Source organism: Microbulbifer mixtoriginis (SeqCode), assembly GCF_052466865.1.
Genome location: NZ_CP174293.1, coordinates 125129 through 151675, shown reverse-complemented (window position 1 = coordinate 151675; position 26547 = coordinate 125129). Strand labels below are relative to the sequence as shown.

Annotated in this window: 24 protein-coding genes; 7 read left to right on the top strand and 17 right to left on the bottom strand. The window is 54.9% G+C overall.

Features of this window, described 5'->3' with window-relative positions:
- Together recG and ACJJJA_RS00740 are read right to left on the bottom strand one after the other, a co-directional pair.
- The gene (gene recG / locus ACJJJA_RS00745) at window positions 1-2103 is read right to left on the bottom strand and encodes an ATP-dependent DNA helicase RecG (protein ID WP_444903469.1); all 2103 of its coding nucleotides are present in this window, start codon (window positions 2101-2103) and stop codon (window positions 1-3) included.
- On the bottom strand, window positions 2082-3005 hold the full coding sequence (locus ACJJJA_RS00740; protein ID WP_252083898.1) for a hydrogen peroxide-inducible genes activator: 924 nt from the start codon (window positions 3003-3005) through the stop codon (window positions 2082-2084). Before ACJJJA_RS00740 ends, recG begins: the two co-directional genes overlap by 22 nt.
- A 189-nt stretch (window positions 3006-3194) precedes the next feature.
- Between ACJJJA_RS00740 and ACJJJA_RS00735 the strand changes: the two genes are divergently transcribed.
- Entirely contained in the window at window positions 3195-3455 is a 261-nt protein-coding gene (locus ACJJJA_RS00735) for a GlsB/YeaQ/YmgE family stress response membrane protein (protein ID WP_252083897.1), read from the top strand.
- A gap of 229 nt (window positions 3456-3684) precedes the next feature.
- The gene (locus ACJJJA_RS00730; RefSeq protein WP_444887588.1) at window positions 3685-4569 is read left to right on the top strand and encodes an NAD-dependent epimerase/dehydratase family protein; all 885 of its coding nucleotides are present in this window, start codon (window positions 3685-3687) and stop codon (window positions 4567-4569) included.
- 81 nt (window positions 4570-4650) lie between these two features.
- Here the strand turns inward: ACJJJA_RS00730 and ACJJJA_RS00725 are convergent, their stop codons facing one another.
- The 6 genes from ACJJJA_RS00725 to ACJJJA_RS00700 form a co-directional block, all read right to left on the bottom strand.
- Complete coding sequence (locus ACJJJA_RS00725) at window positions 4651-5034, bottom strand: Rid family detoxifying hydrolase (protein ID WP_444883209.1); 384 nt, start codon at window positions 5032-5034, stop codon at window positions 4651-4653.
- Between the two features lie 156 nt (window positions 5035-5190).
- Window positions 5191-7308, bottom strand: a complete 2118-nt coding sequence (gene spoT, locus ACJJJA_RS00720) for a bifunctional GTP diphosphokinase/guanosine-3',5'-bis pyrophosphate 3'-pyrophosphohydrolase (RefSeq protein ID WP_252083894.1) — start codon at window positions 7306-7308, stop codon at window positions 5191-5193.
- A gap of 54 nt (window positions 7309-7362) precedes the next feature.
- Window positions 7363-7626 carry a DNA-directed RNA polymerase subunit omega gene (rpoZ, locus tag ACJJJA_RS00715; RefSeq protein WP_252086044.1) on the bottom strand — a complete coding sequence of 88 codons (264 nt, stop codon included), beginning with the start codon at window positions 7624-7626 and terminating at the stop codon, window positions 7363-7365.
- 100 nt (window positions 7627-7726) lie between these two features.
- Window positions 7727-8347 (bottom strand): guanylate kinase, encoded by a 621-nt coding sequence (gene gmk, locus ACJJJA_RS00710; RefSeq protein ID WP_444899467.1) that lies wholly within the window; start codon window positions 8345-8347, stop codon window positions 7727-7729.
- A 243-nt stretch (window positions 8348-8590) separates the two neighbouring features.
- Complete coding sequence (locus tag ACJJJA_RS00705; RefSeq protein ID WP_444903468.1) at window positions 8591-9835, bottom strand: sterol desaturase family protein; 1245 nt, start codon at window positions 9833-9835, stop codon at window positions 8591-8593.
- 138 nt (window positions 9836-9973) lie between these two features.
- Window positions 9974-10570 (bottom strand): TetR/AcrR family transcriptional regulator, encoded by a 597-nt coding sequence (locus tag ACJJJA_RS00700; protein ID WP_444903467.1) that lies wholly within the window; start codon window positions 10568-10570, stop codon window positions 9974-9976.
- A gap of 156 nt (window positions 10571-10726) precedes the next feature.
- On the opposite strand from ACJJJA_RS00700, the gene ACJJJA_RS00695 reads away from it, so the two are divergent.
- Window positions 10727-11269, top strand: coding sequence for a carboxymuconolactone decarboxylase family protein (locus ACJJJA_RS00695; RefSeq protein ID WP_444887583.1), 543 nt, complete (start codon window positions 10727-10729; stop codon window positions 11267-11269).
- Between the two features lie 86 nt (window positions 11270-11355).
- Here ACJJJA_RS00695 and ACJJJA_RS00690 read toward each other — a convergent pair whose 3' ends face one another.
- The 4 genes from ACJJJA_RS00690 to ACJJJA_RS00675 form a co-directional block, all read right to left on the bottom strand.
- Entirely contained in the window at window positions 11356-12750 is a 1395-nt protein-coding gene (locus ACJJJA_RS00690) for a S8 family peptidase (protein WP_444903466.1), read from the bottom strand.
- Between the two features lie 357 nt (window positions 12751-13107).
- Window positions 13108-14853, bottom strand: coding sequence for a S8 family peptidase (locus tag ACJJJA_RS00685; protein ID WP_444887581.1), 1746 nt, complete (start codon window positions 14851-14853; stop codon window positions 13108-13110).
- Between the two features lie 650 nt (window positions 14854-15503).
- Window positions 15504-16079, bottom strand: a complete 576-nt coding sequence (locus tag ACJJJA_RS00680) for a rhomboid family intramembrane serine protease (protein ID WP_444883202.1) — start codon at window positions 16077-16079, stop codon at window positions 15504-15506.
- A 104-nt stretch (window positions 16080-16183) separates the two neighbouring features.
- Window positions 16184-17071 (bottom strand): YicC/YloC family endoribonuclease, encoded by an 888-nt coding sequence (locus ACJJJA_RS00675; RefSeq protein ID WP_444883201.1) that lies wholly within the window; start codon window positions 17069-17071, stop codon window positions 16184-16186.
- Between the two features lie 109 nt (window positions 17072-17180).
- Between ACJJJA_RS00675 and rph the strand changes: the two genes are divergently transcribed.
- Window positions 17181-17900 carry a ribonuclease PH gene (gene rph / locus ACJJJA_RS00670; RefSeq protein WP_252083885.1) on the top strand — a complete coding sequence of 240 codons (720 nt, stop codon included), beginning with the start codon at window positions 17181-17183 and terminating at the stop codon, window positions 17898-17900.
- A gap of 108 nt (window positions 17901-18008) precedes the next feature.
- Here the strand turns inward: rph and ACJJJA_RS00665 are convergent, their stop codons facing one another.
- A complete protein-coding gene (locus tag ACJJJA_RS00665) occupies window positions 18009-18776 on the bottom strand; it encodes an exodeoxyribonuclease III (protein ID WP_252083884.1) in 768 nt (255 codons plus the stop codon).
- Window positions 18777-18893: 117 nt separating this feature from the next.
- On the opposite strand from ACJJJA_RS00665, the gene pyrE reads away from it, so the two are divergent.
- Together pyrE and ACJJJA_RS00655 are read left to right on the top strand one after the other, a co-directional pair.
- A complete protein-coding gene (pyrE, locus tag ACJJJA_RS00660) occupies window positions 18894-19544 on the top strand; it encodes an orotate phosphoribosyltransferase (RefSeq protein WP_444899476.1) in 651 nt (216 codons plus the stop codon).
- Between the two features lie 51 nt (window positions 19545-19595).
- Window positions 19596-20195 (top strand): hypothetical protein, encoded by a 600-nt coding sequence (locus ACJJJA_RS00655; RefSeq protein ID WP_444903465.1) that lies wholly within the window; start codon window positions 19596-19598, stop codon window positions 20193-20195.
- Window positions 20196-20279: 84 nt separating this feature from the next.
- Here ACJJJA_RS00655 and slmA read toward each other — a convergent pair whose 3' ends face one another.
- From slmA to coaBC, 4 genes are all read right to left on the bottom strand, one after another.
- Complete coding sequence (slmA, locus tag ACJJJA_RS00650) at window positions 20280-20888, bottom strand: nucleoid occlusion factor SlmA (RefSeq protein ID WP_252083881.1); 609 nt, start codon at window positions 20886-20888, stop codon at window positions 20280-20282.
- A gap of 127 nt (window positions 20889-21015) precedes the next feature.
- Window positions 21016-21918, bottom strand: a complete 903-nt coding sequence (gene argB / locus ACJJJA_RS00645) for an acetylglutamate kinase (protein ID WP_252083880.1) — start codon at window positions 21916-21918, stop codon at window positions 21016-21018.
- A 153-nt stretch (window positions 21919-22071) separates the two neighbouring features.
- Entirely contained in the window at window positions 22072-24465 is a 2394-nt protein-coding gene (locus tag ACJJJA_RS00640) for a phosphomannomutase/phosphoglucomutase (RefSeq protein WP_444903464.1), read from the bottom strand.
- Window positions 24466-24487: 22 nt separating this feature from the next.
- Window positions 24488-25696: a bifunctional phosphopantothenoylcysteine decarboxylase/phosphopantothenate--cysteine ligase CoaBC gene (coaBC, locus tag ACJJJA_RS00635; RefSeq protein ID WP_444903463.1), complete on the bottom strand. Its 1209-nt coding sequence runs from the start codon at window positions 25694-25696 to the stop codon at window positions 24488-24490.
- 150 nt (window positions 25697-25846) lie between these two features.
- On the opposite strand from coaBC, the gene radC reads away from it, so the two are divergent.
- Window positions 25847-26521 (top strand): RadC family protein, encoded by a 675-nt coding sequence (radC, locus tag ACJJJA_RS00630; RefSeq protein WP_444903462.1) that lies wholly within the window; start codon window positions 25847-25849, stop codon window positions 26519-26521.
- Window positions 26522-26547 lie beyond the last annotated feature (26 nt).

Below are 26547 nucleotides of genomic sequence, written 5' to 3'. Positions count from 1 at the left end.
TCAAGCCTCGGCGAAACGGGGCTTGTTTTGTAACCAGCGCTTAATTAGCTGCTGTCGCATCCCTTCCGTCAAATGTGGGGATATGGCTATTTTTTGCACTTGTGGCAGCAGTTCCGCATCCCGCTGCAGATCTGCAATACGGTGTTGGATCTCTCCAGTCTGGCGGGTGCCGAGAATTTCCCCTGGTCCGCGCAGACGCAGGTCTTCCTCAGCGATGGCGAAGCCGTCGCTATGCTGACGCAGCGCCTGTAGGCGCGCCCGTCCATTTTGTGACAGCGGTGTACCGTAGAGCAGCACACAGTGACTGGCTATGGAGCCGCGCCCAACCCGACCGCGCAGCTGGTGCAGCTGGGCGAGCCCCAGGCGCTCTGGGTTTTCAATAATCATCAGACTGGCGTTGGGCACATCTACCCCCACCTCGATCACCGTGGTTGCCACCAGCAGGTCTACCTCACCAGCTTTGAAGGCGCTCATTACCTGCTCTTTCTGCTCCGGCTTAAGGCGTCCGTGTACCAGGGCCACACGCGCACCGTCGAGCATCTCCACTAATTCCTCGGCGGTGGACTCTGCGGCCTGAGCCTGCAGGCTCTCGGATTCCTCAATCAGGGTGCAGACCCAATAGGCCTGGCGCCCCTCGGCGATGGCACTGTGCACTCTTTCCATCACCTGGTCGCGGCGGTCGTTAGAGATCGCCACGGTGTTGATAGGCTGGCGACCGGGAGGCAGCTCATCAATGATGGAGCAGTCCAGATCGGCAAATGCGGACATAGCCAGGGTACGGGGGATCGGGGTGGCGGTCATAATCAACTGGTGCGGTTGCAACCTGCCGGTGGCACCGCTGGCGGCGCCCTTCTCACGCAGCTCCAACCGCTGGCGCACCCCGAAACGGTGTTGCTCGTCAATAATCACCAACACCAGGTTATGGAATTCCACACCCTCCTGGAAGAGTGCATGAGTGCCTACCACCAGCTGCGCCTCGCCACTGGCAATTTTGCTCAACTGTTCGCGGCGTTCGGCGGCTTTTAAGCTGCCGGTAAGTTGCGCTACCTGTACGCCGAGAGGCTCAAGCCAGTTACAGAAATTGATTCTATGCTGCTCGGCGAGAATCTCTGTCGGCGCCATCACCACCACTTGAGCACCAGCGCCGATGCCTTTGAGGGCAGCCATGGCCGCTACCAGGGTTTTACCGGCGCCGACATCTCCCTGTAACAGGCGCATCATAGGGAGGTCTTGGGCGAGGTCTTCGGCGATCTCCTCACAGACTCTTTGTTGTGCACCGGTGAGCGAAAATGGCAGTCGCGAGAGGAAATCTCTCTCCAGAGATTTGTTTTTGGGCAGTGGCGGTGCCGCAACCCTTGCGCTGTTGCGCCGCAATTCCAGCAGGCTCAAATGGTGCGCGAGCAGCTCTTCCAGGGCCAGGCGCTGTTGTGCGGGGTGTGTGCCGGCGGCGAGTTTTTCCAACTGGGTGCCGGCAGGTGGCGAGTGCAAATAAACCAGGGCGTCACTCAGTGGGTAACGCAATGGCTTTGGAAGTAAATCTGCAGGGAGCAGTTCGGTCACGGCTCCACTGCGCAGGAGCTCCACGGCTTGCTGCATCAGACCGCGCATACGCCCCTGGCTGACGCCCTCGGTCAGGGGGTAAACCGGTGTCAGGGTTTCCTCGGTAGTGGCGTTTTCGCTGCCGACAACTTCAGTCTCGGGATGGTAGAGTTCCAGGCCGGCGGCGCCACGCCGCGCCTCGCCGAAGCAACGCAGGCGTACGCCGCGGGCAAAGCGGTTTTTCTGCGCAGCAGAAAAGTGGAAAAAACGCAGAGTGATACTGCCGCTCATATCCTGAAGCTTGACTACCAGACTGCGTCGGCGGCCGAAAACTACATCGGCGGCAGTTACCTCGCCCTCAATAACCGCATCCATCCCGGCAGTGAGCCCGGCCACCGGCACCACCCGGGTGCGGTCCTGATAGCGCAACGGCAAGTGGAACAGCAGGTCTTGCAGGGAGTGGATATGCAGTTTGGCCAGGACCTGGGCAAACTTGTCTCCTACCCCTTTGAGGTTGGTAACCGGCTGATCTGCAAGGTTGTTTATGGCTCGATCAGATGACACTGGCTGATGGCCTCACGCAATATATCGATAGCTCGGTGGCGTGGAAAGCTGGCACGCCAAGCCAATGCGACGGTGCGCCGGGGCCCCGGCGCCTTGAAGGGGCGTGTTTCCAGCAGTCCGCTGGCATATTGCGAAGCAGTGGCAGCGGAGAATGGCAATACGGTGATACCGAGACCCGAGGCCACCATGTGTCTCAGGGTTTCCAGCGAACTGCCATCGGCGGCTGTGCGAATGCCTCCACCACCGCTCTCCTTCTCCATAGTGACCTGCAAGTGTGGGCAGGCCTCCAGCACTTGGTCGCGGAAGCAGTGGCCCTCCCCAAGCAACAGCACATTATCTTTGGTGAGCTGCTCGGGATCTATGAATTCCTGCTGGGCAAGGGGGTGCCCAGCAGGCATCAATACCACGAAAGGTTCGTCATAAAGTGGTTGGGTGACCACATCGGGCTCGGTGAATGGCAACGCGATAATGATCGCATCCAGCTCGCCCTTGCGCAGGCGTTGGCGCAGAGTGGCAGTGTAGCCTTCTTCTACGTAGAGAGGCATATCTGGGGCCAGGTGCTGTAGCTGCGGAATAAAGTGCGGAAACAAATAGGGGCCGATAGTAAAAATCGCCCCGACCGAGAGGGGGCTCGCCAGTTGGTCCTTACCGGCGCTGGCGATGTCTTTAATAGCGGCAGACTGTTCCAGTACTAGTTGGGCCTGGGCGACGATACGCTCCCCCAATGGCGTGGCCTGTACCCGGGTTTTGGAACGCTCGAAAAGGGCGACGCCCAGCTCTTTCTCCAGCTTTTTTACTGCGATAGACAGGGTCGGTTGGCTGACGAAGCAGCGCTCGGCGGCGCGGCCGAAATGCTGTTCCTGAGCGAGAGTGACGATGTAGCGCAGTTCATTGAGAGTCATGGTAAAGACAATTAAGCGATAGTATTTGATAGCTATTATTCATAAATAATAGCTGCTGACCACACCCTAGCGCTAAGCTGTCACCTCAGGCACAAAGTTGGGAAAAATTACCAATTGTGGACGCCTTTATGGAATTGAGGCGCAAAATTTTGCTATATCTTATGAGGGCCAACAGAATGGAGAAACGCCATGGGAGTTTTATCCTGGATTATTCTCGGACTGATTGCCGGCGCCTTAGCCAAATGGATCATGCCAGGTAAAGACCCAGGTGGTTGGATAGTCACAATGGTGATTGGCATTATCGGTGCCTTCATCGGTGGTTGGCTTGGTGCCCTGATTGGATTCGGTGGCCCCGTGACCGGTTTCGGATTTGGCGACATAATAACAGCCACCATTGGTGCGATTATCTTTCTCGCTGTCTACCGCCTACTCAAAGGGCGCGGTAATTAGTTCAATACCAGAGCGGCAGATGGAATGGTGAGGCGTGAAAGTGCCTCGCATCGTTATTCATGGATGGCAAAACCGCAATCGTTTGCGGATTTTTTTTGGCGCACCGTTTAATAGTTAATGAATAAGACTAGGGACTTCTCATCTGAGGAGTTCTGCGGGACGCAACAGCACAATATCAAGGGAATATGGCAGTCGACGCTGTCCCAGGCGTAAGATTGTCGGGAACTATATGACACAAAAAGAGAAGCTTTGGATCCTTGGGTGTGGTGATCTGGGGGCGCGCCTCGCTCTAAATATAGATCGCAAGCAGTACAGTGTTTACGGCATGCGACGCAACCCTCTGGTGGCTCTGGCGAGTAAGCGCAGAGCGGATGCGGTTAATTGGCGTCGGGGGGATGCCACCAAGGTGGGGGATATCGAGCGCCTGCTGACGGATGGTGCCGATATCGTCCTCGCCACATTTACTCCTGATGAACATACCCCTGGCGGTTATCAGCGCGCTTACGTGGAAACCGCGCGGGCTTTGGGCGAGGCCATTTCACGCCTGCCAAAACCGCCGCGCTTGGTGATATGGGCGTCTTCAACCCGCGTGTATGGCCAGAGCGGTGATGATTTTCTCGATGAGCAGACGCCTCCTGCACCTAGTGGTTTTCAGGGAGAGGCGCTGCTCGCAGCGGAGGAGATCATACGCTCGGCGATTCCCGGGGTCTGTATTGTACGATTTGCCGGAATTTACGGTCCGGGGCGTGACCGCTTGCTCTCTCAGGTACGCGCCGGTCGCTGTGCTCCGCCCCAGCCCCCCCAGTTCAGTAATCGTATTCATGTGGACGATTGCATTGGCTTTTTGTTGCACCTGGTTGAAAGGCACAAGCAGGGTTGGATACCAGAGCCGCTGTATATCGGCGCCGATAGTAAGCCGGTCCCCATGTATGAACTACAGCAGTGGCTGGTGAAGGCTATGGGCTATACCAGCGCCCATTTGCGTGAGATTGTGCAGACCAGCGAACGCCGCTCGAAAAAACTCAGTAATCAGCGCTTGCTCGCTAGTGGTTACCAGCTCAAGTATCCCGATTACAAAGTGGGCTACAGTGCGCTATTGGAAGCGGAAGGCTGACAGCGGCAAATCTACGAGAGAGAAATCTAGAAATGCAGTGCCGGGCGGAAGTCCGGCACTGCAGGCTGGCGCTCTGCTGGGTTAAGGCACCATCACCCCCTCGGCTTCAAACTGGGCACCAAGCGGCAGCTCCTTAACGACCACCGTGGCACGCGCTGGGTAGGGCTCCTGAAAAAACTCCGCCATCACCTCATTCACTGCGGCAAAGTTGTTGCTGTCGGTGATGTAGAGATTGAGCTTCACAATATGCTGGAGCGATCCATCCGAGGCCTCACAAACGGCTGCAAGGTTGCGGAAAACCTGGTGGGCCTCATCGACAAAACCACCGGAAACCATCTGCTGAGTCTCGGGATCCAGTCCTATTTGCCCGGACAGGTATACCGTATCGTTGACCTTTACCGCCTGGGAGTAGGTACCGGCTGCTGCCGGAGCCTTGTCTGTTTTGATAATTGCGCGGTTGGGCATTGGGCACTCCATTACTTATTGCTATTTGTTGCGGAAAGCCAGTAAATATAGCGCGCTTTTGTAGTGAATGGCAGCGAAGCCATAGGCCAAAAAGCGGAGTAAAAGCTCGCTCTCAGTGAGTCGATAATTAGCTCGCCAGTACGATATCCAAGTATCTTACGGGCGCGAGATACGGATCACCGACGGCAGGTTGCGCAGCCTTTTCATGACTCTCGCCAGATGAATACGGCCACTGACCTCTAATGTGAGGGAAATTACGCTGTTATGGGCGTCTTTTTCATCCACATTAATCTGCTCGATACTGGCCCCCTCTTCGGTAATACGGGTGGCCAGGCGCGCGATAATGCCGCGCTCGGACTCCACTTCCACCCGCACATCCCCGAGGAACTCTCCGCGTACGTCTGGGGACCAGTTCACCAGCATCAGGTTTTCCGGGTGTTCGCGGAATTCGTTGGTATTGCGGCAGGTATCCCGATGTACCACTACGCCTTTGCCGGAGCTGATATGGCCGATGATGGTATCCCCCGGAATGGGGCGGCAGCACCGAGCGAAACTGATCATCATGCCCTCCTGGGCATCAATGGTCAGTGGCGAGGAGATATTGCTCGCTTCCGCCTCTTCACTGTGCGCGGGAGCCAACAGCTTGGCCGCAGAGAAGGCGACTTTGTTGCCGAGGCCTATCTCCTCCAGCAATTTCTCCAGAGTGGCACACTTGGCTTCCTGCAGACCTTTTTCCAGTTGCTCCGGTGTCAGTTCTTCCAGGCGGGTATTAAATTTACCCAGGGCCTTTTCGAGCAGGCGCCGCCCCAGAGTAATGGAGTCGTGGTGGCGCTGATGTTTGAGGAAGTGTCGAATGGCGCTACGGGCTTTGGCGGTTACAACAAAGTTGAGCCAGTTTGGATTTGGCTGAGCATTCTTTCGGGTGAGAATTTCCACCTTTTGCCCGCTGGCCAGCGGCTGCGACAAGGGCGCCAAGCGCTGGTTGATCCGCACGGCCACACAGGAGTTGCCGATATCAGTATGCACTGAGTAGGCGAAATCCACAGCGGTGGCACCGGCGGGCAGGTCGACAATCTGTCCTTTGGGGGTGAATACATAGACCTCGTCGGGGAAGAGGTCGATTTTAACATTCTCAATAAACTCCAGGGAGTCGCCGGCACGCTGCTGCATCTCCAGCAGGCCCTGCACCCAGCGGCGTGCACGTACCTGGCTAGTACCACCAGTGTTAATTACCTCATCGCCGGAAGCCTTGTACAGCCAATGGGCGGCGATGCCGCTATTGGCCATTTCATCCATTTCTTTGGTGCGGATCTGCACCTCGATAGGCACCCCGTGCATTCCCAGCAGCACTGTGTGTAGTGACTGGTACCCATTGGATTTGGGGATGGCAACATAATCCTTGAATTCGGAGATGACGGGTTTATAGAGGCTGTGCATTACGCCCAACACCCGGTAGCAGGTGTCCACGCTGTCCACGATGATGCGGAAAGCGTAGACATCCATGATCTCTTTAAAGGATTTTTTCTTGGCGCGCATCTTTTGGTAGATGCTGAATAGGTGTTTCTCGCGACCAATCACCAGGGAGCTGATTCCTTCACGCTGCAGGCGCAGCTCAATGGCGTTCTGGATCTGCTCCAGCAGTTCCTTGCGATTGCCGCGCGCGGCTACCAGAGCGGCACGCAGTCGGCTGGCGCGCAGTGGGTGGATCGCAAAGAAGGATCGGTCCTCAAACTCGATACGCACATCGTTCATACCCAGGCGGTGGGCAATGGGTGCGTAGATTTCCAGGGTTTCGCGAGCGATGCGCTGGCGCTTTTGTGGCTTGAGTGCGCCGAGGGTGCGCATGTTGTGCAAGCGGTCGGCCAGCTTGACCAAAATCACGCGGATATCGCGCGCCATGGCCAGAGCCATTTTCTGGAAGTTTTCCGCCTGTTTTTCCGCGGCGCTGTCTGTCTCAAACTGGGTCAGTTTGGATACACCGTCGACAATATCGGCAACCTCGCCACCAAACTGCTCCTCCAGTGCGGCTTTGGGGATTCCGGTGTCTTCAATCACATCGTGGAGCATGGCTGCAGCCAGGCTCTCGTGATCCATATGCATGCCAGCGAGAATTGTGGCCACCGCCAAAGGGTGGGTCACATAGGGTTCACCGGAACGTCGCTGCTGACCGTCGTGGGCTTGTTCCGCGTAGAAATAGGCGCGACGGACTATTTGGATTTGCTCGGGAGGCAGGTATGAGGAGAGGCGGTGGGCCAGACTATCGATGGTGTGCAATGCCGCGCGCGCCTCTCGTAAAACTCATAAACTCTAGGTCAGAACAGATCGAAATCAGATTTCCTGGTCGGACAGATAGGCCGGGGCCGCCATGGGTGCCGGGGCCTCTTCACGATCTGGCTGGTCGAGAATGCTCGCATCAACCAGGCCCTCTTCGATTTCACGCAGGGCGATAACCGTGGGTTTGTCGTTCTCTTCTGGAACCATCGGATCCTGTCCGCCGGTGGCAATCTGGCGGGCGCGCTTACTACCCACGATAACGAGTTCGAAGCGGTTGTCGACGTGCTCCAGGCAATCTTCAACGGTGATACGTGCCATAAACTTTCGGTTCCATTCACTGTGCCCGGGTGGGCGAATTCTGTTCGGGGGACCGGTTATTTTACCGGACCGGGGAGTGTACGCAATTCGATCAACCGGCTCAATGGCGCAACAGTGCCTGCAACAGTTCACCGTGGCGTTTCTGTTGCTTTTCCAGGCGTTGGCGCTGGGCGGTGAAGATGGAGCCAAGCTCTATTAGGGCCTGCTCGAAATCGTCGTTAATCACCAGATAGTCGGCTTCCACGTAGTGGGTCATTTCATCAATGGCCTGATCCATACGACGCTCGATCACACTTTCGTCGTCCTGGCCTCGACCTGTGAGGCGTTCGCGCAGGGCCTCCTGAGAGGGCGGCAAAATAAAAATACCGACGGTCTCTGGGTGCAGACGGCGCACCTGAGCGGCACCCTGCCAGTCAATTTCCAGGATTACATCGCGGCCACCAGCGAGAATTTCCTCGATACTGCCCTTGGAAGTACCGTAGTAATTATCACCGTATACCTGAGCGTGCTCGAAGAAGGCATCTTGCTCAAGCATTGCCAGAAACTCCTCGCGCGACACGAAGTGGTAATCGACACCGTTGACCTCGCCCGGACGCATGGAACGGGTGGTATGGGAGATAGAAACGGTGACCTGACTGTCGCTATCCACCAGTGCTTTGACGAGACTGGTTTTCCCAGCGCCGGAGGGGGCGGATACGGTATAGAGGGTTCCTGTTTGCACAACTGATCCTGTTCGGGGGCAAAGCGCGCATTATAACCGAAGCCGTTACCTGAGCGGTGACTGGCAGTTGCGCAATCCCAGGAAAAGGAGGAGGAAAAGGCTAAACCCCGGCCGGAATTGGGGGGTAAGTGTTGGGAGTTTCAGGAGGCGCTATAAACTGCCTTCTGAGCCCGGCCGGGATCGCCCAGCGGGAGATCACTCGATCACCACCAACATCCTGCAATCGAGGTTCACTCCTTGTTGCTAATCGCAAACGACAGCGACTGTATCCTCTTTGCAAGTGATTGCCAACCACCCCCAGGCCAGAGCGCTGATCGCAATATAAGCGCTAAAAATTGGGACAAATTGTGTGTTTAACATCGGCAGCACCCCGCAGTAGAGGGCCAGGCGCAAGGGTTCCAGATATTTGGTCAGTGGATGGTTATCGAGAATTCGCCCATTGACTACCAGGCCAAAAACCAACAGTGCTACTGCCCCCAGCAGTAAGGGAATCTCCAGGCTCTGGTAGTACCACAGGAGTGCCAGGGTGGCGGCGGAATAGCACAGGTGCTGGCCCAGCGCGTAGTTGCGCCGGGCCCGATGAATCTGTGGGTTGTAACGCTGGAAAGATTTCAGGTTGGTGGAGGGGACTGGCATTGCCGCTTCGGCATCTGCGGGACGATAGCCGGTGGGGCGGAACCAAAGGGTAAATTTGTCCCACCAGTTTTTTGTATACCAGGCGTCTTGCGCCATGCGTTTCAGATGTTGCAGGTTTGCCGCCAGAGGGTCGAAGGTATTAAGGGGTTTGCGCACACCGTAAATACAGGGCTCCCCCTCCAGCTCCTCTTGATAGGTACCAAACAGGCGGTCCCATAAGATCAGGATTCCGCCGTAGTTTTTATCTACGTACACCTTGTTCTGCGCATGGTGTACTCGGTGGTTAGAGGGGGTAATCAGCAGCCATTCCATCCAGCGGATTTTGGGAATTTTTTGCGTGTGTACCCAGAATTGGTAAATCAGATCTATGGCTCCGGCCACGATCACCATTTCCGCTGGTAAGCCAATCAGCAGCAGGGGTAAATAGAATACCCAATCCAACTGCAGCCCACCGCTAGACTGGCGCAAGGCAGTGGTGAGGTTGTAGTCCTCGCTCTGGTGATGCACCAGGTGTTCCGCCCAGAACACGTTGACCTCATGGCAGATGCGGTGCTTCCAGTAGTAACAAAAATCGTAGGCGAGTACAGCTAGTGCCAGGTGCCAGCCATTACTCATGGACCAGTCGAAGCCGACTGCTTGGTAGTAAGGCTGCAGCAGCTGGTATAGCGGGATATAAATGACTAAAAATAGGCTTTTATAAGTAAGCCCAAGTATGCGGCTTAGGATACCCGTACTCAAATTTCCCAGGGCATCGTTGAGGCGGTAAAGCCCCCAACCTTTCCAGCGGTCCAGTGCGAGTTCTGTGAGTACGGCGATCAGGAAAAAAGGGATGGCGAAGGTAATCAGATCCACGGTGACCTCTTATTGTTATTACTCGATACCGTTTCTCCTGAATGTGCCATAGGGGCTGCGCAGGTCAAATAACCGCAGGGGCTGGATTCCGAAATCCGTCAGCGTTTGTATAAGAGGCCGCGCATAATCGCCTTTTTCTCAACTTGTGGTCTGCACGCAGGCTGGGTCAAACAACTGTTCGATCATTTGCTCAACCGCAGCGCGGTCCGAGGTGGCGCGGAGATAAGTTCGCAGCCCAATCATTTGAACCTGTAATTGGCGAGCGAGCAGCGCCGAATCTGTCTGTTTGGAAAGCTCTCCAGCATTCACCGCACTCTCCAGATACTGACGGAACTTTGCCCCATGTGCAGCCAGTAAAGCGCGGGCCTCGGCCAATAGTGCTTCTTCCCCTTCATCCAGCTCTGAGATGGCTTTAGCTAATAGGCAGAGCTCGTTTGGGGCATCAAAATCGTCACCTAGCAATATGTGATGGAAATAGGCACGCAAGCCTCCAAGGTTGCTGCCTTCGTCATTTATGCATTGAAGGAGTAATTGGTCGCGATTTTGCGCGTAATAGCTGAGAACCTCTTTGAAAAGTCCAGATTTACTACCAAAAGCGGCATAAATACTACCAGGACGAAGATTGGTGGCCTGTTGTAGATCACGAGTCGATGTGGCGTGAAACCCTTTTTGCCAGAAAAGCCAGGTTGCCCGCTGCAATACTTCCTGGCGGTCAAATTTCGCGGTATTCGCCATGTTGCCTCCACTTGAGCAATTGCTCAAATTTTACCCTTTCAAGAGATATCCGCCAATTACTCTTTGCTGTTGAACGATCGCTCAATATTGGTTAGTCTCACAATACTTGATCGATCGCTCAAGTATTTAACCCAAACATCAAAGGTGAGTTCAGCGATGAAAGAGTTCCAGATTTACGATCTTGAAAGTGCACCGCAAGACAGCAAACCCCTACTCCAGAAATCTATCAAGGCCTTTGGCTCTATCCCCAACTTGCACGGGGTTATGGCAGAGTCGCCCCAAGCCCTGGCGGCTTACCAGGATTTACATCAGTACTTCCTGGACACCTCATTCAATGCCGAAGAAATGACCGTGGTCTGGCAGAGCATCAATGTGGAGCATAACTGTCACTACTGTGTACCGGCACACAGCGCTATTGCCAAGGCGATGAAAGTAGCGGATGAAGTGAATGAGGCCCTTCGCAATAAGACGCCCCTACCTACTGAAAAACTTGAAGTACTGCGGGATACCACCCTGGCGATTGTGCGTGAGCGCGGTGTGATTTCAGATGAGGTATCAGAGCGGTTTTACGCAGTGGGCTATAACCGCCAAAACCTGCTGGAGATTATTGTTGGGGTTGCGCAGAAAGTAATGAGCAATTACATCAATCATCTTGCAGATACGCCGGTTGACCCCCAATTTGCCGCGTTTGTTCGTTAGATTGCGTGGGCCGGCACGTGAAAGCTAAAAGGCCGGCAAATGCCGGCCTTTCCATAAGATCCACAAGCGGTGGCTATTTAGGGGAATCAGTTACTGGCCGCTGCCACTGCCGCAGCAGCGTCGACAATGCCAGAGCCACAGCGCGAGCAAGAGGATGGGAAGCTGCGCGCGGTGCTGGTGAGAATAGACTCTACCTGATCGGGTGTCACACTAGGGTTCACCGAATAGATCAGAGCTGCGGCACCGGCTACATGGGGGGTGGCCATGCTGGTACCGGGATAGTAAGCATAGGAATCCGTACCGGCTACAGTGTTGCCGCTGTTGAGCGTGGATAGCACACCATCACTGCTTATTACATTGGTCTCACCACCCGGTGCGGCTACGTCGACCACATTACCGTAATTAGAGTAGTAGGCGCGACCACCGGAGCGATCTGTGGCGGCAACAGTAATAACCCCCGAGCAGCTTGCCGGCGTGTAACGGCGAGCGTTGCGAGCGGAGTTGCCGGCGGCAACCACGACGGTGGCACCGAGGCTGCGTGCGGTATTGATGGCATTCTGCGTTGTGGTAGCGCAGCTGCCGCTACCACCCAGGCTCAAGTTCAGTACCTGGGCGGGGTTGGCGTTGGTTGGGACACCGCTGACAGAACCGCCGGCACTCCAGATGATGCCGTCGGCAATATCTGAAGTGTAACCGCCACAGCGGCCGAGTACTCGCACGGGTACGATCTTCGCTTTGGAGGCCACACCGGCTACGCCCATATTATTGTTGGTCACTGCCGCTATGGTGCCGGCGACATGGGTACCGTGCCAGCTGCTGTCCGCTTCCGGGTATCGGGGGTCACCACAGTAGGTATTGGTATACCAGTCGCCGGGGTCGGTGGCGTCGCTGTCGCGGCCGTCGCCATCCACAGAGACATCGGTATCGGAAATCATGTCGTAACCGGGCAGCAGGTTAGCGGCCAGATCTGCGTGGGGCAGGAAGCCGGTATCGATAACTGCGACGACCACACCCTCGCCCTGAGTGGTATCCCAGGCTGCCGGCAGATTAAGGCCACCGGTGGACTCAAAATAGTGCCACTGATCGTAATAGCTGGGGTCATTGGGTACGGCCATGGCCTTCATCATCAGGTCGGGCTCTGCATACTCGACATCGGGGTCCTGTTTAAGGCGGCTGATAATAGCCTCAAGCTCTGCTTTGTTTTTGCGTCCCTCCAGGCGCATCACCTGAGCACCTGTGGCCATACGGCGCAGGTGACGCATTTTATGGCCGGCGCGGCGGGAGGCTTTATCTACGGTTTCCGGAGCTAGTCTGGCCGCCTGCCCTATTTTAGCGCCCTGCTTGTATTTGACGATAATGCGGTCGGTGATTTGAGCGTTGCTGGTATCTTCGACCTGAGCGGCAAAGGGGCTTGCACACAGCAGTGAAAATACGCCGGCCAGTGCGGACTTATGCAATAGATTTTTCAGTGGTGTTTTCATTATTGTTATCTCTCCGTGATGGATGGTTATCACCCCGGTCAGTATTTAGCTGACAGGAGGGGAAATCCGGGTGCTCGGTTTTCGGTTGAACTGCAAAAAAGCGAGGCACCGTTAGAGCACAGGCAAAATATGTGCCCGAAAAAAGTGCATTAAGGAATTTTGTCGATACAGCTGGCAAAGTTCGGGGTTGGTGCAGGGGTGCAGAGGCATGGCCTCTTACTTAGCCGCGTAACGCACAGCTCGTTATTTCCCTTCCCCCCGCACCAATTGGGTGAGGTACTTTGGTTCTTTATTGCTAATCCGCACCAAAATACCTCATCCGTGGCCGGAGCTTTTGGCGCCGGCCTATGTCGTCAATTAGGGAGTGGTTTCAGCCTTAAGGGTGACGCCGCTGTAGGAGTCGTAACCGTAAACACTGACATACCAGGTGCCCGAGTCAGGGTTGCTAATAGTACAGCTCTCTTCATTGCCCCAGAGGTAGGGGCGGCAATCGTACCGACGCAGAGTGGGGTAGTTGGCATGGCGGACATAGAGGTCGACTTCGCCACTGCCGCCAGACATCTCTATATTCAAGCTTGTGGTACCCGCAGCGACTTCGATGGTGAAGTCGTTCCAACTGCCGGAGCTGCCGGAAAGGTTGGATTCGGTCCAGCTGACACCGCCGCCATTTCCGTTATCGCCACCGTTGTCTCCATCGCTACCGCCGCTCGCCATGGCCACTGCTGCTGTAGCATCGACAATACCGGCACCACAGCCGCTGCATGAAGATGGGAAACTGCGTGCGGTGGTGGTGAGAATCGATTCGATGTCGTCCGGGCCCAGGTCAGGGTTTACCGAATACAGTAGTGCGGCAGCACCGGCAACATGTGGGGCAGCCATACTGGTGCCTTGCATATAGACGTAGCTATCGCTGCCCGCGACGGTACTGCCACTATTGTGGGTGGAGAGAATGCCGTTCGGGTCGTTAGCAAAACTCTGCGCTCCCCCTGGTGCTGCAACATCCACTACGCTGCCGTAGTTGGAGAAGTAAGAGCGGCCGCCATCGCGGTTCGTTGAGGCAGTAGTTATTACGCCATCGCAGCTGGCGGGAGTGTATTGGCTGGCGTTATCGGATTCATTACCGGCAGCGACTACGATAGTGGCGCCTAGGCTGCGTGCGGTGTTGATAGCATTCTGAGTTGTCGTGGCACAGCTGCCACCACCACCAAGACTCAGGTTGAGTACTTGTGCGGGGTTGGGGTTGGATGGCAGGCCGCTGACAGAGCCGCCGGCGCCCCAGATGATGCCATCGGCGATATCTGAGGTATAGCCACCACAGCGGCCGAGCACGCGTATCGGTACGATCTTGGCTTTGTAGGCGACACCGGCGATACCCATATTGTTATTGGTGACGCCTGCGATGGTGCCGGCGACATGGGTGCCGTGCCAGCTACTGTCGCTTTCCGAGGGGATGCGAGGATCATCGCCACAGGCTTTGTCCGTATACCAGTCGCCTGGGTCTGTGGCATCGCTATCACGGCCATCGCCGTCTACAGACACGAAAGTGTCAGAAATCATGTCGTAGCCTGGCAGAATATTGCCCACCAGATCAGGGTGTGGGCGGTAACCGGTGTCGAGCACCGCGACAACCGCTCCCTCACCCTGAGTGACATCCCAGGCCGATGGCAGGTTCAGACCGCCGGTGGACTCAAAGTAGTGCCACTGGTTGAGATAGCTAGAGTCATTGGGCACAGCCATTGCGCGCATCATCAGATCCGGCTCAGCGTACTCCACATCCGGATCCTGTTTCAGGCGGTTGATAATCGCGTTCATTTCCGTTCTGTTTTTGCGACCTTCCAGGCGCATTACCTGAGCACCAGTGGCCATACGGCGCAGGTGACGCATTTTGTGGCCGGCGCGACGGGAGGCCTTTTCCACCGTTTCCCTGGCCATGCTGGCAGCCCGGCCAACCTTGGCACTTTCCTTGTATTTAACGATGATGCGGTCCGTCAGTAGAGCGTTGTCCGCTTGTTGTGCCTGGGCAGTGAAGGGCGCAGTGCATAGCAGTGTAAAAACGCTCGCTAGAGCCGTCTTCTGCCGAAGGTTCTTGAGTGGTGAAGTCATTATTATTTGCTCTTCGAAATTATTGTTATCCGACAGCCAGCCAATCAGCTGGTCTATCGGTCACTCCTGAAAAGATCTTTCACTGACAGAAATATATCCGCCAATAGAAAGTCCCGAATAGCCGCCAGAATAGGCATTTGGCGGTTAAAAAGACCAAAATTAGTACCAAAGTTTCACATTGGCACAGATATATAACGACTTTGAGATTATTGTCCTCAGCTGAGAAATCTGAAATTGTGTGGCTTATGACGACAAATTTATAATTTTTTAGAAAAAAGTCAGGTAATGAGAACTTGGTCAGTGAGAAGGTGTGTCTTAGTTCACGAGCTCAGTTGGCGAGGGGTGGTTATCGGTTTTGCAGAAAAAAACAGTAAATCACTGTTTGGCAGCAAATGATTTTATGCCTTTCTGGTGTGAGGTAATTTTAAGTATTTTTGTCACAGCGCATGCATTAATCCCCAGTGGTAGCTTCTTTCAGAGTTCGCGCTGAATATCTGACTGGTAACTTTTCTGACATTACAATGACTTCAAAACAGCATTCAGCCGTCTGTACGAACTATGGCCGGAAACTTGTTTTTATTTTTTTGAGTGCACACAGAGAGCGGTCATCCGGCTCCCTGTGTGCCTGCTGTGAATTTGCTAGAGAAAAACTATGAATTTTTAGATACAGCTTGTCGGTCCGTAATAGGGTTGGGTGTGTGGGCCCATATTTTTGCAGCCATTATGCCAAAGAGAAAACCGAATAGATGCGATTCCCAGGAAATATACATTCCTTGTGGCAGCACACCAAAAATAAGCCCGCCATAAACCAATCCGACAAAAATGGATATCATTAGTCGAACAAACTGCTTGCTGATAAAGCCGGCCAGCAATAAGAATCCAAAATAGCCATAAATTACTGAACTTGCGCCCAGATGATTCCCGCCTCTAGCAAATAGCCAAACGGCAAGGCCAGTGGTGACAATAATCGTCAGAGTGACTTTTAGGTAGGTTTTCACTCCATATTGCAACAGCAAAAAACTGAAAACGCACAGGGTTACTATATTGGATAGAAAATGCCAGATGCTTCCGTGTAGCAATGGAGCGGTAAAAATATGGGGCAGATGGTCGATGGATCTAGGAACTAGGCCGAAGTAATTCAATGAGCGGCCGGATAATATATTAATAATTTCTATAATGGTTACAGCTAAGAATATAGCCCCAACCCATTTAATATTATTTCGCATATAAAACGTATTTTAATGTTAGCTGGGTAAAGTCGCAGATAGTTTTTTAGCCGAACGTGAATACGGGGCTCTTATTTTGGTTTTAAAAAAGCCCCATAATGTGCTTACTCAATATTTTGTACTTGCTCACGCATTTGTTCGATCAAGACCTTCAGCTCTACTGCAGCCTGGGTGGTGTCGGTTACCACGGACTTGGAAGAGAGAGTGTTGGCCTCGCGGTTAAATTCCTGCATAAGAAAATCCAAGCGCCGACCTATAGCACCGCCTCCAGCGAGTACCCGGCGGGTTTCTACAGTGTGGGCATTTAGGCGATCGAGTTCTTCATCGACGTCGGCTTTTTGAGCGAGCAGCACAATTTCCTGTTCCAAGCGCTCCTTATCCAATTCTATAGAGAGCTCTTCCAGGCGGTTGCGCAGTTTTTCCCGCTGTGCCTCTAGAATCTGTGGTAACAGTTCCCGCACTAGGGCGACTTGTTCTTCAATGCCTTTTAAGCGGGCTTCAATAAATTTGGCTAACTCCGCACCCTCACGCTCGCGATTCGCGCGCAGTTGTTCTAGCGCTTCGCGAAACGCTTGCAAAATAGTGGCGGATTGCTGCTCAGTATCGGCTTCCGGTTCGCTAATAACACCGGGCCATTGGAGAATCTGCAGGGGGTTGAGTGGTTGGGCGCCTTCACCGCCGGTCACTTGTTTGGCGGCGTTAATCAATGCTTGTGCCAGCGGCTGATTAATTTCAAGCCCACTCGTTTCCACACTGTTGGGTTTTACTGTAAGCGTGAGTTCCACTTTTCCACGGGATAAACTTTTCCGCAAAATATCTCGTAACTGCGCTTCCAGAGGGCGGGCGACCTCGGGCAGACGGAAGTGCGGCTCCAGGTAGCGATGGTTGACCGAGCGCAGCTCCCAAATGGCGTTTCCTGTGGCATAAGCGGCTTCGGCGCGACCGAAGGCTGTCATGCTTCGCACTTTGTTCTGTTCCCGGTTATTGGCCATTGCTCATCCCCTGCAGGCGTATTTATCGGCTCGGCATCATAGCACAGCGTTCGGATATCCATGTGGGGGTATATAATGCAGGGCTTTCATTCATTGACCGAGGTGAGCTATGCAGCGTCCCAGTGGCCGCGCGGCGGCGCAGATGCGCCAGATAAAAATTACCCGAAACTACACCCGCCACGCCGAGGGCTCTGTGTTGGTAGAGTTTGGCGACACAAAAGTTCTGTGTAATGCCTCAGTGTCGAGTGAAGTACCGCGCTTCCTGCGCGGTCAGGGCAGCGGTTGGATCACCGCGGAGTATGGCATGCTGCCGCGCTCTACAGGTTCCCGCATGCCGCGTGAGGCAGCCAAGGGTAAACAGAGCGGCCGCACTGTAGAGATCCAGCGTCTGATTGGCCGCTCCCTGCGCGCAGCGGTGGATCTGGAAAAGCTTGGAGAGAATCAGATCACCCTGGATTGCGATGTTATCCAGGCCGATGGCGGTACACGCACGGCGGCTATTACCGGCGCTTGTGTAGCCTTGGTGGATGCGCTGCGCCATATGCAGCGGGAAAAAATTCTCGCTGAGGATCCGTTGCTCAACCTTGTCGCGGCGGTCTCTGTCGGAATTTATGACGGCGAGCCGGTTTTGGATCTGGACTATCCAGAGGACAGCGCGGCTGATACGGATATGAATCTGGTGATGGCGGCAGACGGAGGTATGATCGAAGTACAGGGTACCGCTGAAGGTAAGCCTTTTTCCGAGAAAGAGTTCGCGCAGATGCTGGGCTTGGGTAAAGCGGGAATCGATGAACTGATCGAGATACAGCAAAAAGCCTTGGATGAGTGAGGCTTTGTATTTTGCTGAGTTAGGACCGCTCCCGCTGTAAAGCGGGTCGGTTCGCGACAGGACTCGGCTCCCCTACTCTCAGCCGAAATGGGCCGAGTCCTCAACGGTTTATACTTCCAGGTCGTAATCCATCATTAGTGGTAGGTGGCTGGAGAAATTCACATTCTTGTTAATCGCACCGTACTCAATACGATTTTTCAACCCGTGTGAAACGATCTGCATGTCGGTACGCCAGCCATCACCTTCGCCTACGGTGCCACTCGGCCACCAGGTAAATTCATCGGTGTCTTTGACCACGCGGCGAAAGGCATCGACATAGCCAATTTCATTGAACAGCTGGTCCAGCCAGCGCTGTTCGTGACGCATGAAACCAGGGTTATCCTGGTGGTCCTGCCAGTTCTGCACATCGGCACGGCGGTGTGCCATGCCCCAGTTACCGCAGAAAATAAAATCGCGGCGCTTGCGGCTGATTTTGTGCAGGTGCGCTTGCATGTCGTCGAAAAACTGGACCTTTTTTTCCAGTGAAGCCTCGTCAGTGGCTATTGGCGCTAACAGAGAACCCACACTCAGGCGTTCAAAATCTGCCTGTAAATAGCGCCCATACATATCCTCGCCGTTGGCGAAACCCATACCGAAAATAATGGCCTTGGGCTGGTTGCGTGTATAGATCGCCACGCCGTTTTCATGGGGCGTTCCCGAATCGAAGAAGTAGCTGTAATAGCCATCGGGGTGGAATATGGGGTGGTCTAGCTCCGGCTCCAGAGAGCGCAGGTCTTGAAGGCAGATAATGTCTGCATCCTGCTCAGCTAACCAATCGTAGAGACCGCGCTGTGCGGCCTGATGAACGCCGTCTACAGACAAGCTTACTATTCGCATTATTAGCCCCTTACCAGCGGACTGTGTATCATTAGAAACATTATTTGCATGCCTATCCCCGGAAGAAATGCTACGGGGAGGTCTCCCTTCACCTTAGCTAATAGTTAACAATTTTCCATGCAGCAATATCAGCGCAATTTTATCCAATTGGCCCTGGATCATCAGGTGTTGTGTTTTGGTGACTTCACTCTGAAGTCAGGCCGTCAAAGCCCCTATTTTTTCAATGCTGGCCGCTTCCACACCGGTGCGGCATTAGCCGCACTAGGACAGGCTTACGCCGAGGCGATTATCGCTTCGGGAGTGGAGTTTGATGTCATTTTCGGACCGGCTTACAAGGGTATCCCGCTGGGTGCGGTGACTGCCGTGGCACTGGCTCAGAAAGGTATCGATAAGCCTTTCTGCTACAACCGCAAAGAGGCCAAGGATCACGGCGAAGGCGGAACCTTAGTGGGTGCGCCGCTTAATGGCAAGGTTTTGATCATTGATGATGTGATTACGGCCGGTACTGCGGTGCGTGAGGTGATGCAAATCATCGAATCTCACGGTGCCGAAGCGGCCGGTGTAGTCATCGGTTTAAATCGTCAGGAAAAGGCCAGCGAAGATTGTGAATTCTCCGCTATTCAGAAGGTCGAACAGCAGTTTAATATCCCAGTCATTAGCATTGTACAGCTGGATGATATAGTCAGTTTCCTCGAGCAGGAGTCTCAGGATAGTGAAACCCTGCAAAAAATTGTCGATTACCGGCAGCGTTACGGCGTAACGGGTTAAGTGAGAGGCCCGCTCGTTATAGCGGGCCGCATCAATTTAGTGAGAAGAGCGATGGCAATCGCCCCCATAAAATGTTTCCTGGTTCCTGCCATTCCGTTGTTTTGTACCCTGGCGAGTGCTGCCAGCGGTGAGCAGTTGCTCTATCGCTATACCGATGAGCAGGGCATCATGGTACTCAATGAAATGGTGCCGCCGGAGTACGTGGCTAAGGGCTACGAAATTCTCAACCTTTCTGGCCGTGTTATAGAAGTGGTTCCACCGCAGTTGAGTCCCGAGGAGTTCGAAGCGCAGCGCCGACAGGAAGCACGCGAAGAAGCGGACCGCAAGCTGCTCAAACGCTATAACAGCCTCGCCGATATCGAAAGTGCTCGCAAACGCAAGCTGGCAATTGTCGAGCAGGATATGGCGATCATGCACTCGAATATCACCAGTCTCACTCGTCAAATTACCCAGGAAGAGACACAGGCGGCGCGCACCCAGCGCGGTGGGCGCGAGGTGGCTCCGGAGCTCCTGCAGCGTATTGCCGATTTGCAAAAAGAAGTGGCAGTACTGCGCGAGCGCCTTAAACGGCGCGCCGACGAGGCTAGTTCTATCGGTGAGGAATTCGATAAAGCCGCCGCGCGCTACGCAGAAATTACTAACAGGTCCTGATAGTGCAGGACCATTAGCGCCTTTCTGGCTTCGTTACACGTGCGTCCTTCCAGTTATCTTTCACTTTCCATACCGCACAGCCAGTTACCTGGCTGCGGCGACGGTCTCGCGGAAAAAGCCGGAGGTCAAAACCGGCCATTGCTCGGCCCAGTACTCGGTGGGCTTGCGCTTAAAGCCGCTGCGTACATATTGCACGATACGGCCCTCGGCACTGGCCAATAACAGGTTGGCGGCACCGCCCAGGGGCAGGGTTGGACGCAGGTGTTCACGCAGTTCCGCTTCACGCAAAATCTGACGGATTTGGGTTTCCAGGCGATCGAACAGCTGCAGGATACGCCCGTGCAAACGCTCGGTTTCGCCGGTCAACGCATCGCCAGTGAGAAGTCGGGTAATACCCGGATTGCGCTCACAAAAAGCCAGCAGAAGGTGCAGGATTCTCTGGCATCGCTCCAAAGCAGAGGGTTCTTCCTGAAGAATCAGCGCTATGCGACTGAAAATAGTCTCCTCGATAAACTCGATCAGGCCTTCGAACATTTTTGACTTACTGGGGAAGTGGCGGTATAGCGCCGCTTCAGAAAAGCCAACTTCCTTGGCCAGGGCTGCAGTTGTAATACGTGCGCCAGGACTGGCTTCCAGCATATGTGCCAGAGATTCCAGAATTTGCTGGCGCCGATTGATTTTTTCGCTGCTCATTGATTGCCTTTAGTCCACTTGGGGGGTGGACGGTGATTTTTGCTCTTGTCGCCATAATATTTCGGCGGCGGAATCCTACCGATTCGGACGTCTGTCTTCAATTGCCAAGCGCTACTGTGCGATGGCTTTATGTCTCACTATTGGTAATCAAGGTGCCGACGCCGGTGTCGGTAAATATTTCCAGCAGGACCGCGTGAGGTACCCGGCCGTCGATAATATGGGCAGAAGTGACCCCGTCTTTTACCGCGTCGAGCGCACAACTGATTTTCGGCAGCATACCGCCATGAATGGTGCCATCTTCAATCAACCCTTCCACCTGGGGCGTCGTCAGGCCGGTGAGTACCTCGCCCTGCTTATCTTGCAGGCCTGCAACATTGGTGAGCAGCATCAGCTTTTCTGCCTGCAAGCACTCGGCGACCTTACCGGCCACCAGATCGGCATTGATATTGTAAGAAACCCCCTCTTTATCGACGCCGATGGGGGCGATTACCGGAATAAAGCCGCCCTGGATCAGCATATTGATGACATCGGTATTGACCTTTTCCACCTCGCCTACCTGGCCGATATCAATAATTTCTGAGGCGTGCAGGCCGGCGCTCTCATTTTTACGACTCAGTTTGCGCGCTTCGATTAACAAGCCATCCTTGCCGGTAACGCCCACTGCGCGACCACCGTTCTGATTGATCAGATTGACAATTTGCTTGTTGACCGTGCCCCCCAATACCATTTCCACCACATCCATGGTCTCGCTATCGGTTACGCGCATACCGTCGACAAAGTGAGATTCGATATTGAGTTTGTTCAACAGCAGGCCTATTTGCGGGCCGCCGCCGTGTACCACTACCGGGTTCATGCCCACGAGCTTCATCAGGATAATGTCGCGGGCAAAGTCGTTTTGCAGTTCGTGATCGACCATGGCATTACCGCCAAACTTTACCACCACGGTTTTATTGGTGAATTGCTGGATATAGGGCAAGGCCTCATTCAAAACCTGAGCAATACGCAGAGCGGACTTCTTATCGAGGGACATGGCAATTCCTTTATGGTGGGATGCGGTTGGATAGCTTTCCCGCTGTCCAGCCGCTGCTGTAGATACTGCGCGGTCGAGATTTTTTTGATTAAAGCACGGAGCGCTAGTCGGTTGCGGCACCTGCCTGTGCCGCACAGGTTTAAAATTGGTGCGCTAGTTGAGCAGTTCCCAATTGGGAACGACAACTGTGGGAGCAATTTTCTTGATCTGCGCCATGACTACTTTGCGAATACGCTCCAGAGCCTCTTTATTTTCGGCCTCGAAGCGCAGGGTCAACGCGCTGGTAGTATTGGAGGCGCGCACCAGCCCCCAGCCATCAGAAAATTCTATGCGCAGACCGTCGGTAGTATTGATATCGGCATTGTCAAAATTGCCTTGTTCGCGCAACTGCTCTATCAGGGAGAATTTCTCCTGCTCCTCTACGGGCAACAATATTTCCGGGGTGCTCTCCATTTGCGGCAGTGAGTCGAGGAGTTCATCCAGGCTCTGTTCCCGCAGGGCCATAATCTCCAGGAGCCGCGCCGCTGCGTAGATACCATCGTCGAAACCAAACCAGCGATCCCGAATAAAAATATGGCCGGATAACTCACCGCCAAGAATTGCCTTGGTTTCTAGCATTTTGTTTTTCATCGGCGCGTGGCCGGTCTTCCACATCACCGGGCGGCCGCCGTACTGGTTTATCAATTGAGCAAGGCTACGGCTGCTTTTCACATCGAAGACGATCGTCTCCCCTGGGTTGCGTGCCAGGATGTCTCTCGCCAGTAGCATAACCAGCTGATCGGCCCAGGCGATGCGCCCGCTGCTGGAAATCAGAGTGACACGATCACCATCGCCATCCAGAGCTATGCCCAGGTCTGCGCCGGTTTCCGCCACTTTGTCGATCAATGCTTGCAGGTTTTCCGGGCGCGAGGGATCGGGTGGATGGTTGGGGAAGTCCCCATCCACTTCACAAAACAGCGGAGTGACTGCGCAGCCCAGCTGCTCAAACAACCGGGGTGCCAAAACGGAAGTGGCTCCATTGCCCGCATCCACTACCAGGTGCGGTTGTCCGGCGAGGGCGACGTTGTTAAAGATCTCGTCAATATATTTGTCTTTAATATCCTGCTCGCGGTTACTGCCTTCCCCGCTTTTGAAGGGCCCCTGCTGCATAAGCTGGTGCAGGCCCTGTAGCTTTTCTTCAGAGAGGGGGCGGCCCTTGAGCACAATCTTGAAGCCATTGTATTCCGCCGGATTGTGGCTCGCGGTCACCATAACTCCGCTGCTGGTGTTCTTGCCCTTGGCGCAGGCGTAGTAAAGCAGTGGTGATGGGATCAGGCCCAGATCGATACTGTTACAGCCGCTATCGAGAATCCCCTCCATCAGGCAGTTGCTGAGCAGTGCACTACTGTTGCGGCCATCGCGCCCCACTAGCAGGATTTGCTCTCCGGCGTGCTGTGCCAGGGTACCGAGGGCCTTTCCCAGCTGGTAGGCAAAGGGCTCATCAATTTCCTCACCGGCGATGCCGCGGATATCGTATGCGCGAAATACATGAGGGGGAAACTCGGTAGTTAGCGGATGTTGGGGCTTACCTGATTTGGTCGCAGACCTTGCCTCAGCGCGATTTGTCATATTCTGTTGTAAAGCTTCGGGAGCGATGCTGGGTGCCGATGCGAGCCCTTGGGGTAAAGCTTCATCCGCCAGCAGAGCATCCTGCTGCGACTCGGGCGCAGGGAATTTTTCACTTTCGCTTCTTCCGCCTTTTTGACTGCGCTCCCAAGGAGCACGGTTGTCTCGGGGCAGGAAGCGTAGAAGTACCAGTAAGGAGAGCAGCAGGCCGGCGCCGGCTGTGAGATAGATCCACACAAGTGGCAAGCTGTGTTGCTGGATAAATGCAGGGGAGGGGCTGAACTGCACCTGCAGGTAACTATCCGGAATTGCTTCAGAATGGCTGAAGCCACTGCCCTGCCCGCCGCGCCAAAGGGGCTGTGCAATCGAATCGGGAAATTTTTGAAGCAGCTGAATCTGCCCCTGGTTTTTATCGAGCGTTTCCAGGGATGTTTGCAAAACAGCGAAGGGCTGGCTGATCAGAAGTTGTTGCCCCGCCAGGTTAACAGCATTGTGAAGCTGCCAGCTGTTGTCGGGGCCGGTACGCAGTATCTCTAGGGGCTGTTGACTGTCTTGTCGGGTACGCTTGAGCAGATCTACTAGCGCGAAGTTCAGGGTTGGCTTTTCACCTGCGCCCACGCGGATTTGTGCCTCTGAAAAGACCTGAATTCGCGATTGTTTCGGTAGTTGTGCTGTTTTTAGCTGTTCTTCAAGGGGCTGTCCATTGCGTTCAATTTGTTGCAGCTGCCGCGTGCGTTCGGCTAACAGAGACTCTACATCTTGCGCGAAGATTTTTCCCTGCGCCCGGGCTGCCTGTTGTACTTGCGCTTGATTGTGGGGGGTGACTATATGCTCAACGATTAGATAGGCCCCGCAAAGCCAGGCGACGGTCGCCAGCAACGAAGGCAGCAGCAACCCCTTGTGCAATAGTCCTTGGCTCTGATTTTTCTTGTTGAAAACCACTGATTTTCCTGCCTGTTAATCTTTATTTCTGCGCTTTGACGGCAATAATTTCTATTAACTGTCGCGCTAGGTCGGCCTTTAGAGCCTCGGGCAGTTGTGTATTGCCGTGGCGATCTATCACCGTGACGGCATTGCGGTCACTATTGAAGCCGGTTTCACTGCCACTGACGTCGTTGGCGATAATCATATCGAGGTTTTTCCGTTGCAGTTTGCTTTGCGCATACTGTTCGACTTGCTGTGTCTCAGCGGCAAAGCCCACGGTAAAGGGGCGTCGCTCGCTGCGCGCGGCGATGCCGGCGACGATATCCGGGTTTTTAACCAGGGTAATAGCGCTCTCGTCGCAGCCCTCGCGTTTCTTGATTTTTTGTTCCGCCACCGAGGCCGGGCGAAAATCGGCAACAGCGGCAGCGCTGATAAAAATATCGCAGAGGTCGGCCGCACGCTCGGCGGCATCGCGCATATCCCGCGCATCGATGACATCAACGCGCTTCACATGTGCGGGAGTGGCCAAATTTACCGGCCCGGCGATCAGTGTGACCTCGGCGCCGGCCTTCCGGGCGGCCTCGGCCAGGGCGAACCCCATCTTGCCGGAGCTGTGGTTGCTTAGGTAGCGTACCGGGTCCAGGGCCTCGCGGGTTGGGCCGGCGGTAATCGCCACGCGCTTGCCGCGCAGACAGTCGCTAGAGCCGAACTGTGACTCGGTCTGCAGAGCCAAGTCAGCGGGCTCCAGCATGCGGCCGGGTCCCACGTCACCGCAGGCCTGGCTGCCAGCCGCCGGTCCCCACAGCTGTACCCCGCGGTCACGCAGGGTTTTGGCATTGGCAGCGGTGGCTGGGTGGCGCCACATGGCCTGATTCATGGCGGGGGCCAGGGCCACTGGTGCTTCGCTGGCGAGACACAAGGTGGTGAGCAGGTCGTCGGCCATGCCACAGGCCAGTTTTGCCATCACCTGGGCACTGGCGGGGGCAATCAGGATCAGGTCGGCCCACTTGGCCAGTTCGATATGCCCCATGGCGGCTTCAGCGGCTGGGTCCAGCAGATCGGTGTGTACAGGATTGCCGGATAGGGCTTGGAAAGTCAGCGGCTGCACAAACTCGCGCGCGCCGGCGCTCATTACCACTCTCACCTGGGCACCGCGTTCTTTTAGGCGGCGTACCAGGTCGGCGCTCTTGTAGGCGGCAATACCGCCACTGATTCCCAAAAGTATGCGTTTATCGGCCAGTGAGGACATAGATACAGTTTCCGAATATATGCGAGCGGGTTAGATTAGCATTTCTGCGTCTGGACTTATAAGGCGCAGAATAGACGCGAAAATCGTGCTTGTGGTGAGTTGGGGAGAGAGTTCACAAAAAAAGACAGTCAGGGAAGGCGAGAAACGATTATGAAGATCAAGGATTGGCCGGCGGCTGAGAGGCCCAGGGAGAAGCTATTGGCGCAGGGTGCCGCGGCGCTGTCGGATGCAGAGTTGTTGGCGATATTTTTGCGGGTGGGGCTGCCGGGCGTTTCCGCAGTGGATTTGGCGCGGGGTCTACTCAGTGAGTTTGGCGGCTTGCGTGCCCTGTTGGAGGCTGGTAAGGAGCAGTTTTGTCGCGCCCGCGGATTGGGGGATGCCAAGTTTGTACAGCTGCAAGCGGCGCTGGAGATAGCGCGACGACACCTGGCAGAAACGGTGCGAAAGGGCAGTGCTTTGTGCAGTCCGGCGGCAGTGCGAGACTACCTGGCTATGCAGTTGCGCCATCGCCGCCGCGAGGTCTTTTGCTGCCTTTTCCTGGATACCCAGCACCGTGTTATCAGTTTTGAGGAATTGTTCGAGGGCACTCTGAATGCCGCCAGTGTTTATCCCCGTGAGGTGGTGCAAGCTGCTTTACAGCGGGGTGCAGCGGCAGTGATTCTGGCGCACAATCACCCTTCGGGCATTTGTGAGCCTAGCCAGGCGGATATCTGGATTACCGAGCGTTTGGTACAGGCCCTGGAGCTTGTGGATATCAAGGTGCTGGATCATCTGATCGTGGGCGAGGGCCAGGCCCTATCCTTTGCGGAGCAGGGGCTGCTGTAGGCACTGCAATTGAGAAGCTGCGATTG